Source organism: Nevskiales bacterium (assembly GCA_035574475.1).
Taxonomy (GTDB): Bacteria; Pseudomonadota; Gammaproteobacteria; order Nevskiales; family DATLYR01; genus DATLYR01.
Map to the genome: position 1 here is coordinate 1 of DATLYR010000110.1, position 13148 is coordinate 13148.

10 protein-coding genes are annotated in these 13148 nt (G+C 65.1%); 1 reads left to right on the forward strand and 9 read right to left on the reverse strand.

All coding sequences use genetic code 11. The features are described 5' to 3' along the window. The 3 genes from cpaB to VNJ47_06515 form a co-directional block, all read right to left on the reverse strand. On the reverse strand, positions 1-597 hold a 597-nt coding region (gene cpaB / locus VNJ47_06505), incomplete at its 3' end, for a Flp pilus assembly protein CpaB (GenBank protein ID HXG28479.1). A 36-nt stretch (positions 598-633) separates the two neighbouring features. Next, positions 634-1095, reverse strand: a complete 462-nt coding sequence (locus tag VNJ47_06510; protein HXG28480.1) for a TadE/TadG family type IV pilus assembly protein — start codon at positions 1093-1095, stop codon at positions 634-636. A gap of 19 nt (positions 1096-1114) precedes the next feature. After that, complete coding sequence (locus VNJ47_06515; GenBank protein HXG28481.1) at positions 1115-1303, reverse strand: Flp family type IVb pilin; 189 nt, start codon at positions 1301-1303, stop codon at positions 1115-1117. 149 nt (positions 1304-1452) lie between these two features. Here VNJ47_06515 and VNJ47_06520 point away from each other — a divergent pair, with 149 nt between their 5' ends. Then, a complete protein-coding gene (locus tag VNJ47_06520) occupies positions 1453-2298 on the forward strand; it encodes a symmetrical bis(5'-nucleosyl)-tetraphosphatase (GenBank protein HXG28482.1) in 846 nt (281 codons plus the stop codon). 150 nt (positions 2299-2448) lie between these two features. Here the strand turns inward: VNJ47_06520 and VNJ47_06525 are convergent, their stop codons facing one another. The 6 genes from VNJ47_06525 to pgeF all read right to left on the reverse strand — a co-directional run bounded on the left by VNJ47_06525 (position 2449) and on the right by pgeF (position 13075). Next, positions 2449-5133: an MMPL family transporter gene (locus tag VNJ47_06525; protein ID HXG28483.1), complete on the reverse strand. Its 2685-nt coding sequence runs from the start codon at positions 5131-5133 to the stop codon at positions 2449-2451. 35 nt (positions 5134-5168) lie between these two features. Beyond that, a complete protein-coding gene (locus VNJ47_06530) occupies positions 5169-6305 on the reverse strand; it encodes a YCF48-related protein (GenBank protein ID HXG28484.1) in 1137 nt (378 codons plus the stop codon). 17 nt (positions 6306-6322) lie between these two features. Beyond that, positions 6323-8569, reverse strand: coding sequence for a DUF1302 domain-containing protein (locus VNJ47_06535; protein HXG28485.1), 2247 nt, complete (start codon positions 8567-8569; stop codon positions 6323-6325). A gap of 90 nt (positions 8570-8659) precedes the next feature. After that, a complete protein-coding gene (locus VNJ47_06540; protein HXG28486.1) occupies positions 8660-11062 on the reverse strand; it encodes a DUF1302 family protein in 2403 nt (800 codons plus the stop codon). Between the two features lie 350 nt (positions 11063-11412). Further along, on the reverse strand, positions 11413-12195 hold the full coding sequence (locus tag VNJ47_06545; protein ID HXG28487.1) for a ZIP family metal transporter: 783 nt from the start codon (positions 12193-12195) through the stop codon (positions 11413-11415). Positions 12196-12331: 136 nt separating this feature from the next. Further along, positions 12332-13075, reverse strand: coding sequence for a peptidoglycan editing factor PgeF (pgeF, locus tag VNJ47_06550; protein HXG28488.1), 744 nt, complete (start codon positions 13073-13075; stop codon positions 12332-12334). Positions 13076-13148 lie beyond the last annotated feature (73 nt).

Here is a 13148-nt window from a genome sequence, read left to right on the forward strand (position 1 = left end):
CGGCAGACCGACGCGGCTTGAAGAATCGGGCAGAGCATCCGAGAACTCCGCCTCGTTGAGAATCCGGTCTTCATAAGCCAGCACGCGCGCTTCACGCAGCAGGATGCGCGCCTGACTGTCCTCCACCTCGCGGCCGGTGGACCGGATATACAGCAGCACATCCACCAGATCGCCCGGGCGGACGAAACCGCCGACGGCGATCACATCGTTGATCTCCAGCGACATGGCCTGGAAGCCCGGCGGGATCGAGCGCACCAGCGTGTTGGCTTCGCGGAAATGGCGCGGGCCCAGGGTGGTGCCGGTCGGCACGTCGATGAGTGGGGCCTTGCCGACGACGTCTTCCGTGCGGGTGAAGTACTGTTCCGGCAGCACCGCCACCGGCACCAAGGCCACGGCGTCGCCCGGCACCGGCGCGTAGGCCGGCAGCGGCCTGACGGCGACCACGGCCATGGTCTGCGCAGCGGCCCCGGCACCCTGGGCGGGCGCGGTTGGCTGGGGCGCGACGATGGTCTGGCTCATGCGGTAAGCGATCAGGCCGAGCACGATCGCCAGCACGAAGGCCACCAAGGCCATGATCTTGAGCGCAGTACTGCTCATGTCGAGTCTCCCTTCTTCGTTCGGATGCCGGGACGGCTAGACACCGACCACCCCCCGCGCCACCAGTGTACCGGGCATGGGGGGTATCGGGCCGAGCGCCGGCAGGGGGATTTGCGGGAACAGGCCACTGAAGCTGAAGACCAGGTTGACGGTCACCACGCCGCCGATGCCGGTGGGCGAATCCGCCACCGTCACCTCGACCTTGGAGCCGTCGCTGCCGAGCACGCGCTCACGCTGCGCCGGCGGCAGGAAGTCGAGCACGCGCGTGGCTGTGGCCACCACCTCCGCCCGGACCGCCGCTTCATAGTCGGCGGGATCCTGTGCCGGGTCGACCTTGACCGCGGCTTCGGCCGCTTCCTGCGCGGCGAAGGTGATCGCCTCCTGCACGATGAACATGTAGGAGTAAACCACGATCCCGTAGATCATGAGCAGGAGCAGCGGCAGCATGATGGCGAACTCAAGCGCAGCCGCCCCCGACTCGCCGCGTCGGGAGTGCATGGAACGCGGGTCCGGCCGGTCAGCCGCCGCCGGGCAGCGCGTCGAGCACCTGCTGGAACAGGCCGTCCAGGCCACCGCCCAGCGCCGTCACCGTCAGGATGATGGCAACGGCGATCAGCGCGATGATCAGGCCGTATTCCACGGCGCTGGCACCCCGCTGGCTGCGCAAGCCCCGGTTCTGCATACCCCGCTTTGTCTGTGTGGTCATCCGACACCTCGCTTGTAGGGATTCACGGACCCTGTCATGTTCTTGATTCTTTTAACTCTATCCCAAAGATCGTGATGCGTCGCGCGCCTGCGGCGCGCGGTAAGAAGATAGCGCGCCGGCCCGGTGCCAGACATGGATGAAATTGACTAATGCCCCTGTACGCCATCGGCGATGTCCAAGGTTGCCTTGCTGAGCTGCTGCAGCTGCTGGAGCGACTGCGCTTCAGCCCTGACCGCGACCGGTTGTGGTTCACCGGCGACCTGGTGAACCGCGGCCCGGACTCCCTCGGTACGCTGCGCTTCGTTCGCAGCCTGGGCAGCGCCGCCGTCACCGTCCTGGGTAATCACGACCTGCATCTGCTGGCGGTGGCCGCTGACCCGCAGCGGCGCCGGCGCACGGACGACAGTCTGGACGCGGTGCTGCAGGCCCCCGATCGCGACGAGCTGCTGGACTGGCTGCGTCGTCAGCCGCTGCTGCATCACGACCCCGAGCGCGCGGTCACGATGGTACATGCCGGCCTGCCTCCGGAGTGGGACCTGGCCGCCGCCCAGGCTTGCGCCCGCGAAGTCGAAACCGTACTGCGTGCGGGCGACGGCACGGCGTTCTTCGGCCATATGTATGGCGACCAGCCGCGGCGCTGGGACCCGGCGCTGACCGGCTGGCCGCGGCTGCGCTTCATCGTCAATTGCCTGACACGCCTGCGCTACTGCACGCCGGACGGACGGCTGGCGCTGGAACACAAGGGCGCGCCGGACGGCCAGCGCGACGACGTGCAGCCCTGGTTCCGGCTGCCGGGGCGCAGGAGCCGTGGGCAACGGATCGTGTTCGGCCACTGGTCCACGCTCGGGCAGGTGGCCTGGGACGACGAGCGGGTCTGGGGGCTGGATTCAGGCTGCGTGTGGGGCGGCAGGCTCAGCGCGCTGCGGCTCGACACAGAACCCTGGGAACTCACCCAGCTGCCCTGCCCGCCGTACTGCCGACCCGTCGTGGATTGAACATGCAGGCCGTGCGTTTTGTTTCTTGCCCCGGCACGGCGCCCGCATGAACGGCCCCCCATCCCAAGCGGGATGGGGACCGCCAGCTTATACCGCCCGAAAACCTGTAGCGGACTCGGGCTGCAACATGGCTGCGCGAAACGCGCCCGCTCAGGCCTTGGCCGGCTCCGCGGCTGGCAGCTTCTCGAGCAGGAAGGCGGCGAATGCGGGCAGCATCAACACCGCTGCCACCGCGTTGGCGATGAACATGATGGTCAGCAGAATACCCATGTCCACCTGGAACTGCAGTCCCGACAGCATCCAAGTGCTCACGCTCGCCCCCAGCGTCAGTGCGGTGAAGATCACTGCCTTGCCGGTCTGGTGCAGTGTCTGCTCGTAGGCCTCGCGCAGCTCCATGCCTTTCTCGACGCATTCCTCCAGCACGCTGTAGATGTAGATACCGTAATCCACGCCAATGCCGGCGGCGAATGCCGCGACCGGTAGCGTGGCCACCTTCAGGCCGATATCCAAGAACACCATCACCGCGTAAGACAGCATCGACACGACGCCCAGCGGCACCAGCACGCAGACCAGGCCGGCCAGCGTGCGGAAGGACAAGAACACACAGACGCCGATACCCAGGAAGACCCAGAACAAGACGGTGTGCTCGGTATCGCGGATGACGTCATTGCTGGCCGCCATCACACCGACGTTACCGGTCGCCAGCTTGAAGTCAATGTACGGCCCCTTCTCGAATTCCGGCGTGCCGGGCTCCGGCGCAGCCCATTTGGCCGCCTCGGCCGGATCCTCCGGTGGCCGCCAGCCTTCGGGGTTGCTGTTTTCGGCGTTGTACCGATTCACCTCCGCCACGATGTGGGTAATGGTCTCGGCCTTGTGGTCCCGGGTGAACAGGATCACGGGCAACGCCGAACAGTTGGCATTGAACAGACCGTAAGAGGTGTCGATCGGTTGGATGGCCTGCACGATCACGTACTGGTTGCGCGGCAGGATACGCCACTTCAGGCTGCCTTCGTTCCAGCCCGAGTTCACGATCTTGGCCACCTGTGGCAACGACACCACCGAGGTGACTCCGGCCGTGTTCTCCATGCGCCAGGCAAAGCGGTCGATGTTCTCCATCACATCGTACTTGATGCAGGACTCCGGCACGGTCTCGACGATCACCTTGAGGATGTCGGTACCGATCGCGAAGTTCGCCTGGATGCTGTCGGTGTCCTTGTTGTACCGCGAGTCCGGCCTCAGCTCTGGTACACCGGCGTGCAGATCACCGATGGCCAGCTGCCCCCACATCCAGAAGCCCCAGCCGAACAACATCGCCGCGAAGATCAGCACCGCTGCCGCGATCGGCTTCTTGGTAATCGCCGAAAGCATCTTCCAGGCCGAGTCGAACAGCCGGTCGCGTGCATGCTGATGCTCACGGAACTTGACCGGATCCTTCAGTGAGGCATAGGACAGCAGACAAGGCAGCAGGACCTTTTTGCAAATGATGATGGCGATCAGCCCGAACATGGCGTTGATCGCCATCTCCTGCACGATCGCGATCGGGATCAGCAGGATGGTGCCGAAGCCCACCACGTTGGTCAGCACCGCCGAGATACCGGGAATCACGAGGCGTCGGTAGGTGGCGCGTGAGGCCTCGAAGCTCTCCAGGCCGTGGTCGGCGACTTCGTACAGCCAGAAGCTGGTGATCTGGATGCCGTGTGAGACACCGATTGCCAGCACCAGGAACGGCACCAGGATGGCAAAGGGGTCCAGTCCGTAACCGAACAGCCGCAACATGCCCAGCTCCCAGACCACCGCCAGCACCGAGCACGACAGCGGAATGAGGGCTATCTTGAGCGAACCGCAGTACTGCCACAGCAGGATGAGAGTCAGCAACAGCGTGAGACCGAAGAACCCGACCACTTCCACGATGGCGTCGGCAATATCGCCGACCACTTTGGCAAAGCCGATGATGTGGATGTCGACGTTGGGGTTGTAGTCGGGGTTCGGTACCGTGGCGACCTCGACATCTTCGCCCTTGACTTCGATCAGGCCACCGTCGGGGGTCTTCTGGTCGGCAATCAGCGTCTGCCAGCGCAGCCAGCGGCTGGGCGCGGCGGCGTCGCGCAGCACCACCTCACCGGCCTTGATCAGGACCTGATTGGTGGCCGGGTCGACCACGTCCTTGGTCAGCTTGTACTCGTAGATTTCCTGTTGGGTGAACCGCTGACGAATCTTGCTCTCGAGATTTTTGGAAACCGCCCAGTAGTCCAGTTTCTTGCCGGTGACCGGGTCGCGCTCCAGCAACTCGGAAAACACCATCGCGCCGCGCTGGTCATTGGTGACGAAGCGGCCGATGATGCCGGCCTTGGCGACGTTGGTCTTGACCAGCTGGAACATCTCCGGCGAAGGCGCATAGTCCGCCGGGATCACGTTGCCGCCGGAGAAGCCCCCTTCCACCACCTCGATGTAGCGGGTGTTGGGCGTGAACAGCGACTGCACGCGGGCACGGTCGATGCCGGGCAGGAAGAACACCTCGTCGGTGACCTTCTTGAGGGTGGTCAAGAACTGCTCGTTGTAGATGTCGGTGCCCTTCTCCTTGTTGATCACGGCGACCAGGACGGTATTGGCGCCGCCGAAGGCCTCCTGGTACTTGAGGAAGGTTTTCATGTAGGGATGCTCGAGTGGGAGCATCTTCTCGAAGCCGGCATCCACCTTGAGCTGCGAGGCGTGATAGCCGAAGAACAGCGTGCCAAGCAACAGCACGAGCAGCGTCCGTCCGCGGCGACCGAAAACGATCGGCTCGGTCAGGCGAATGAACAACTGCGAAAAGGCGCCGCGTGCGTCTCCGTGCATAACTCCCCCAACGATGAATGAATTGGTAACTACCGCTACTGGGCGGCGCCCTTCAGGACATAGCTGCCGGTCTCGCCCAGCACCAGCAGGTCGCCGTTACTCATGGCCAGCGCCGTCGCGAGGCCCTTGCCCATGGCGCCCGGAACCCGCTGGATCAGATTGGTGCTGGGCGATCCGCGCAAGAGTGTGGCGCTGTTGCCCGCCAGCACGAAGTCGCCATTGGGCAGGATCGTGCCGCCCAGCAGGCCCTGGACCGTCCCGGTCTCGAGCTGCGTCCAGCCACCCTTGGCTGCGTCGGCGCTGATGAAGGCATTACCACGCAGACCGAAGATCACTGCGCCACTCTCGCCGATCGGCAGCGCACCGAAATACGAGCCTTCGTACGGCGATTCCTGCTGCACCCAGGTCACGCCGCCGTCTGTGGAAGTGGCGATGCCGCCGGTTTCGCCGACCAACAGCAGATTGCCGTTGCCGAGCCGGGTGATCGCGTTGAAATGCCACTCTCCGGCACGGATGTCGGTATTGAACTCGTTCCAGGTATTGCCGCCATCCAGGGTTTCCTTGAACAGCCCGTAGGCGCCGATCACGAAGCCGTGCTGCGTGTCGAAGAACAGCACGTCCAGGAAGGGCTTTTCCAGCTCGGGTTCGAAGTACTGTTTGACCCAGGTCTTGCCGCCGTCGCTGGTCTTGAGAATGACGGCGTCATGCCCGACCGCCCAGCAGGTGCTGGCGTCGGCGCAATCGATCGCCGTCAGCGTGGCGCGTGTCGGCACCGGCGACTGGGTCCACTTCCTGCCGTCCTGACTGAGCAGGATATGCCCGCGCTCGCCGACAGCGATCAACCCGGCGCCGGTATCCTCGACATCCAGCAGCAGGGACTTGGCCGCCAGCGGCATGATCTCGGCGTCGCCATCCTTGGCCTTGCCGACGGGTGCCGGCGGCGGCACCTCGGGCTGCTCGATGCCCTCCAGTCCGGGGCTGGCTTCAGCGGGTGCAGGTGCTGCCTGCGCTTCCGCCGCCGGAGCAGCCTCCTGCGACGCTGGCGCCGGCTCGGCAGCCGGCTCTTCCTGTGCCTGCACGACCGTGAACACGGCCGCGACCAGGCCTGCCAGTGCGGCAGGCCATGCCAGCCGCCGCGGGAGGGGGTGGGGACTGGATGTGTGACTGCTCATGAGCGGCAAGCTCCTGTTTAGAACTCGTAACGGACGTTGAAACCAAGTGTGTCGCGATCGATGCGCGCGTTGTTGATACCGGCCCCTGTTTCGGCAGTGTAACGAAGCTCGCCCGACCATTTGTTGAGGTAGTCGAAGCGCAAGCCCAGCAGATAGGTGTTACGGCCTTCGATGAAGTTCTCGCCCGGGCCCGGCGCGATGCCATCGATATCCTTGAAAATGCCAACCAGCGGCTCCAGGTTCACGCCCAAGAATACGTCCTGGTAACGGAACAGATACACGTTGCGGAAGCCCCAGGAGAACTCGTCCACGAATGCCCGCGGGTTCTGTGCCGTCGGGTTCTGCTGGCAGGCCCGGGAAGCCGTCGGCATGCCGGGCAGCTCCGTATCGGAATCCAGGGCCAAGCAACCGGGCCCCAGCGTACTGCCACCCAGCCCCGTGGTACCGTCCGCGCCATTGCTTGCATGCGTCGTAGCGCCCGCGGCGTTGAATTGCAGCTCATCCAGGCCCGGCATGTCGAAGATCTGGGTGGCGCCCAGCTCGAACACGATCAGGATCTGGTCGGCCTTGAGTGGGTTACTTGCGCTCACGGTGTTGAGGAAAGTCATGCCGTAGTTGGCGACCTTCATTGACTCATATCCCTGAATGTACGAGCCCGGCGTGGGCGGACTGTTGCGATAGCGTGTCTGCACGAAATCCGGGGCGGCCGAACGGCGCCCCGGGATCACGGCCACGGTCGGCAGACCCGGCACACAGGCAGCCGGTGCGCCTCCCAAGCCAGCGCATACGGGAATATCGTTGGCTGGAAATGCGGGGTTCACTGCGGCCAAGGTCAGGTCCGTGGTATGGATCTGCAATGGCTGGTTGTCGCGGTACGCCACCTCGCCCGACCAGGCCCAGTCGCCAATGGTGGTATTGAAGCTCAGGCCGTAGAGCTTGATGTCCTCCGGGTATTCCAGGAACACCTTGGCCGTCTCGACCGGCAGCGGCTCTTCCATCAGCCCCAGACGACCGATCGGCCCCACGCCGGGCACAGCACCCCCGCAATCGGCGATGGCCTGTAACGGGTTGGTGGTGCCCTCTGCAATACAGGTTGCATCGGACGCGATCAGGCTCGCCAGCGGTAAGCGGCTGTGCGTGTTGGAATGGTAGAACGCCAGTTCGGTACCGCCGTTGAGGTTCTCGGCGAAGTAGGCCAGCTTGAAGCCGTACTGCCCACCATCATCCGGCGTGCGGTCTGGGATACGCAGGATCGTACGACTCGAACTCGAGAAAAGGCCGGTTGCATCTTCTGAGTTGGTCTTCGGATCGTAGCTCTGGGTCGGGTCTTCCGGAGCCTTGCCGAAAGACAGCATGGCGTAGGTGCCGCCGGCACCCGCAGTGTCGCTGGTGGAGTAGAAGCTGCCAACCGGGTCCGGCACCGCCGGCTTCCACTCGTACTGGTAGAAGGCCTCCAGGCTCAGATTGGGGATGACTTCGGTGCCGAGGAACACCAGGCCGACCGGTTCGAACAGCTCCTTGACGTCGAAGGCCGGCGCGCGCAGCCGCGGCAGGCTCGGCGGCGCGATGTGGTTGAGACTGTTGGCGACGAGGAAGGTGCTCTCGCCCCAGTTCACCACCTGGTCGCCGACACGCACGGTCAGTTGGCGGTCACCGATGAACGGGAAGGTGCCGAACACATAGCTGTCGAGCCGTTTGAGGTCGGTGCCCACCAGCTTCTCCACCTCGCTCGGGCGGTCGGTCTTGGCCGGCTGGAAAGTCGTATCCGGATGGGACTCGCGGAAATCCACGTTCGGCTCGTCGTAGAAATACGACGCGCGGAACAGCGCACCGAAGTTGCGCCAGCTCAGGTTGAGGTCCGAGGTGATCTTGAAGGCACCCGCGACGATGTCGCCCTTGTCGTAGTTGAGGTTGCCGTTGTCGATGTTTGGCGAGAAGCTGCCGGGAGCTGCGACGAAAGCCTCGTTCAGCGTCGGGTTGGAACTGCTGTTGCAGCCGTTCCCAAGGGTGGTGGCGGGATCCTGGTCATTGCCGGAGTCCCGCAGGCACAGACCGGGGTTCAGATTGCCTTTGCCGATCAGACGCTCGTCCTGGTCTTCCATGCGCCAAATCGCACCCAGCGAGACCTGATTGTCGAGCGAGCCGGTGACTTCGCCGAATTGGAAACCGAAGGCATGCACGGGGCTGCTCGCCGTGAGCAGGAGCCCACCGGACAGACCGATGATCGCCTCGATGCGGTGACTGCCGTTTCTCTGGTGTCGCATGTGATTACCCTCTATGCAACGGCAGTGCGCTCCGCACCGCCCGATTGTTGTTGAAATGTTTTCCTGTCTCTCATTTGTTGTCGTTCTGGTCTAAAAGCGGTAACGCACGCCGAGATTGACGAAATCGCGGTCGCGCAGCAGGTTGGAATCGCCGCCGCCATAAAAGCCGACGTAGCCGAAGGCCGCGCTCCAGCCCTGCGCGAAGCGCATCTCGACGTTGGTGATCAGGTTCTTGCGACCCTCGATGAAGTTCTCGCCCGGGCCCGGCGCGATGCCGTCGAGGTCGTGCGCCCAGATGATGGTGGGCTCGAAGCTGATGCCCGGGAACACGTTGTCGTAGCGCAGGATGGCGATGATACGGTAGCCGTAGGAGAAGTCGGTGGCGAAGCCGTCCTTCTGCTGGGTGGGGTTGAAGCGCAGGCCGGAAGGCCCGATCACACCGGAATTGGAGCGTCGCGAGCCATCGGCACCGGTGCCGTCGGTGCCGGCGCTGGCGTGGGTAAAGGTACCGGGGCCGTCGATCTGCAGCTCGTCGAGGTCGGGCAGATCCAGCACCTGGGTGGCGCCCAGCTCGGCGAACCAGATGATCTGGTTGGCTTTCACCCAGTTTTCCGGACCCATGATGTAGGTCGCGCCCAGGTTGTACTGCAGAGTCTTGAAGTACTCCCAGCCGCGGATGTAGGAACCCGGCGCGCGGCCCAGCGGATCCTCGCCGCGATAGGCCGAAATGAAATCCGGGATGGCATAGCGCGCGCCGGGAAGACCCCCGACCTGGCCCACACCCGGGAACTCGACCCGGTAGACGTCGGTACTGTCGCCCCGCCCGTTGCCGCGCGGGAAGGTGTTCTGCAAGGCCGCGAAGGCCAGATCGGTGTCATCCACCTGCAGCGGCGAATCCGGTCGGTAGGCGATCTCGCCCTGCACCGAGATCTCGCCGAACGAGGTGTTGAAGCTCACGCCATAGAGCTTGATGTCCTCGGGGTACTCCAGTTGTGCCTTGATCGTGGAGACGTTGAAGGCCGTGCCATCGGGCCCGACCACCTGGTTGCGCACCGGGGGCGCCACCGCTGCCGGCAGCGAGCTTTCCACCGCCAGCGCCAGGTCGGCATCCGGGCAGGCCAGTCCAATGAAGGCCAGATCGGTGGCACCGACGCCGGAGGGCTCGTTGAACACACCGCCGGTCGTGTTGTTGGGATCGTTGGGATCACTGAAGCAGCCGTAATCGCCGGCATAGAAGCTCGCGAACGGCAGGCGACTGTGATAGTTGGCGGCATAGAACGCGATTTCGGTGCCGCCGTTGAGCCAATCCGCGTAGTAACGCAGCGCGGCGCCGTACTGCCCGCCGTCGCGCGCGCGGTTCTCCGGCAGCAGCTCGAAGGCCTCGGTCACCACGTCGCCGGCCACCGCCGACAGGATCAGCTGGTCGGCCAGGCTGAGGCGGTCCGGGTCTTCGGCCGCCTTGCCGAAGCCGAGGTTGACGTAGTCGCGCGCGTTGTCGGAACCCACGTCGATGAAAGACAGGTACGAACCCGGCGCCGGGATTTCGAGCGGCTCCCAGTCGTACTGGTAGAACATTTCGAGGTTCAGGCTCTCCGTCAGGCTGGTGGAGGCGCTGATGGCGCCGATCGGCTCCAGCACCTCGGCCAGGTCGAGGAACGCCGGCCGGAACAGGGCGTTGGCATTCGGCGGGTTGAAGGTGTTGAGCGAGTTGACGATCAGGATGGTGCTCTCGCCCCAGTTGATCGGCTGATTGCCGACCTTGACCGTCAGCTCGCGTTCGCCGAAGAACGGAAACACGCCGGAGACGTTGGCGTCGAGCAGTTTGAAGTCGGTCTCGATCTGCTCCTCGATCGCATCGGTGCGGCCGCGGAAGGTCAGCTTGTCGCGGTCGCGGGTCGTCGGTACGCCATTGATGCGGCGCAGCCCCCCGGCGGCGTCGATCGCCTCCTGGGTAATGGTGGCCGGGTTGAAATTCTTGCGACCACGGTTCTCGGTGTCATAAAAGTAGTAGCCGCGCGCGAAGAAACCGAAGTTGCGCCAGGTGAGCGTCAGATCGGAGCTGATCTTGCCGACCGCCTGGGTGATGTCGCCCTTGTCGTAATTGAGGTTGCCGTCGTCGTTGTTGTTGGAGAACTGACCGGGCGCATCGACGAACACCTGGTTGGCACCCGGGCCCTCGCCGACGAAGCTGTTGAGGTCGAGCCCGCCCGGCCCGTGCAGCGGGTTGGCAAGCTCGGTGTGACCCTGGCAGCTGGTGCCGGCGCCATTGGGTGCGCGCGGACACAGAGCGGGGTTATTGGCCGTCTTGCTGACCAGATCCTTGGAGCGCTCCTCGACCCGCCACTGGGCGCCGAACTGGACGCTGGTGTTGATCGTGGTCTTGACGGTGTCCTCACCCACGCTCCACTCGAACTGCACCGCATGTGCCGGCAAGCCGAGCAGCGCCGCCGCCGCCCCCAGAGCCCATCGCCTACCCGTTTTTGCCGCTCTCATCCCCCTCGCCCCCTCAATACACACCAAAGCCGCCGCTGTTGGCCGCGTAGGTGCATGGCCGCTAGTCCGCGGGTTTCAGATCGAAACGTGGATCAACGCAGGATGGATTCGCCGCACCGGCCGCATGACACCGAGCCCCGAACATTGCACTGCCGGACACCATGCATCCTCCTCATCTCTCACACCGCCACGGCTCCCCACCAGAGAAACCGTTGTTGTTGTTTTTCAATGCCGGATTGCGCCTGTCTGCGCACGCGCTACCCGGGCAAGCTTCGGATTTTTTTAAGTTGTAGCAGACCCTTACAGGTGGCGCAAGCGATTGCAGGCGCAACCCGTGGCGGCGGCTGTAATTATTGCCGACGCAGCAGGTGGCCGGCGAGCACCGCACCCACACCGAGCGCGATCAGCGCCACCTGGCGCAGGCTGGCGGACAAAGTGCTGTGTCGGTGCAGGCCGGGAATGAGGTCGGCCACCGCGACGTAGATGAAGCTGGCCGCGGCCAGTGCCAGTACGAAGGGCAACCAGTGCTGCGCCAGCGACAGGTAGGCCAGCACGGCGCCGGCCACGGTCGCCAGGCTGGTCAGCAGGTTGAGCGCCAGCGCCAGCTGCGGGCGCATGCCTGCGTGCAGCAGGATGGCGAAATCGCCGAGTTCCTGCGGCAGCTCGTGCGCCGCCACCGCGATGCTGGTCAGCACGCCGAGATGGAAATCGGTCAGGAACGCGGCACCGATGAGCACGCCGTCAACCAGATTGTGGATGGTGTCGCCGACCAGGATCAGCGGGCCGGCGGTGGCCTCCCGGTGCGCATGCGGCGCATGCACGGCGGCATCTTGGAAGTCATGACCGGCGTGGCTGTGGCGCCACAGCACCATTTTTTCCAGCACGAAGAACAGCAGGATACCGGCCAGCAGCGTGAGTCCCAGACTGTGGACCGCCGTGGGTGCCAGTTCGAAGGCACGCGGCAGCAGGCCGGTGAAGGCCGCCGCCAGCAGCGCGCCGATGGCGAAGCTCACCAGACCCGGCAACAGACGCCGGCGTGCGCCCGCCGGCAATACCAGCAGCAGCGAGGCCAGCGTCACACTCAGGATGCCGCCGAGCAGGCTGAACAGGACGACCCAGAGCAGCAGGGACATGCGCGCGCGCCGATGAAAAGGGCGCCTATGCTACCGGGAAAGGCGCGCGCTGCGCACCCTTGCGCTTGCTTGTGGGGGGCAGGTCTGCGGATACCAGGCCCCTGCGTGTGCAAGCGGCGGGGCGAAGCGCATGAACTCAGCCCAGCCAGATGAGGCTGGCCTGCCGGCCGCACACGCCGTCGCGCCGATGCGAAAAGAAGCGCTCGCGATCATGGTAGGTGCAACACTCGCCGCCATAGATAGCGGACACACCCAGCGCCTGCAGTTGTCGTCGCGCCAGGCCGTACAGATCGGCGCGATATTTTCCAGAGGCGCCCGTCGCCTCGAAACATGCCGCCGCGCCCGGGTCCCGGTGCACGAACGCCGCACGCACCTCGTCGCCAACCTCGAAGGCAGACTGCGAGATGGCCGGTCCCAGCCAGGCCATGAACTGCGCGGCCGGCAACGGCAGTCGCGCGAGCGTCTGCGCCAGCACACCCGCCGCCAGCCCGCGCCAGCCCGCATGGGCGGCGGCCACCACGCTGCCCCCGTGGTCGCACAGCAGCACCGGCAGACAGTCGGCGGTGAGAATGGCGCAGATCTGCTGCGGCCGATCGGTCCAGGCGGCGTCCGCTTCCGGCCGCGGCGGAGCGCTGCGCAGGTCCGCCACCGCCGTGCCATGCACCTGACGCAGCCAACCGGGCATTGCCGGCAGCGAGAAATGGCTGACCAGCCGGTGCCGGTTGGTGGCTACGGCGGACGGGTTGTCGCCGACATGCTCGCCCAGGTTGAAGCTGGCATAAGGCCCCCGGCTCACGCCGCCCTGGCGCGTAGTGGACAGGGCCCGCACCCGCGGCGGCGCCGGCCAGTCGGGGAGGATCACCGGCAGCTCACCGGCCACGGCGGGTCTCCTGGGCCGCATCGGCGCGCAGCGCAGCCAACAGCTGCGTCATATCGGCGGGCAACGGCGCCTG

What these genes read in the sequence shown, in the direction of transcription:
- VNJ47_06510 (HXG28480.1), bottom strand. Translation starts at nt 1,095, where the DNA reads ATGCACTCCCGACGCGGCGAGTCGGGGGCGGCTGCGCTTGAGTTCGCC.
- VNJ47_06515 (HXG28481.1), bottom strand. Translation starts at nt 1,303, where the DNA reads ATGACCACACAGACAAAGCGGGGTATGCAGAACCGGGGCTTGCGCAGC.
- VNJ47_06520 (HXG28482.1), top strand. Translation starts at nt 1,453, where the DNA reads ATGCCCCTGTACGCCATCGGCGATGTCCAAGGTTGCCTTGCTGAGCTG.
- VNJ47_06525 (HXG28483.1), bottom strand. Translation starts at nt 5,133, where the DNA reads ATGCACGGAGACGCACGCGGCGCCTTTTCGCAGTTGTTCATTCGCCTG.
- VNJ47_06530 (HXG28484.1), bottom strand. Translation starts at nt 6,305, where the DNA reads ATGAGCAGTCACACATCCAGTCCCCACCCCCTCCCGCGGCGGCTGGCA.
- VNJ47_06535 (HXG28485.1), bottom strand. Translation starts at nt 8,569, where the DNA reads ATGCGACACCAGAGAAACGGCAGTCACCGCATCGAGGCGATCATCGGT.
- VNJ47_06540 (HXG28486.1), bottom strand. Translation starts at nt 11,062, where the DNA reads ATGAGAGCGGCAAAAACGGGTAGGCGATGGGCTCTGGGGGCGGCGGCG.
- VNJ47_06545 (HXG28487.1), bottom strand. Translation starts at nt 12,195, where the DNA reads ATGTCCCTGCTGCTCTGGGTCGTCCTGTTCAGCCTGCTCGGCGGCATC.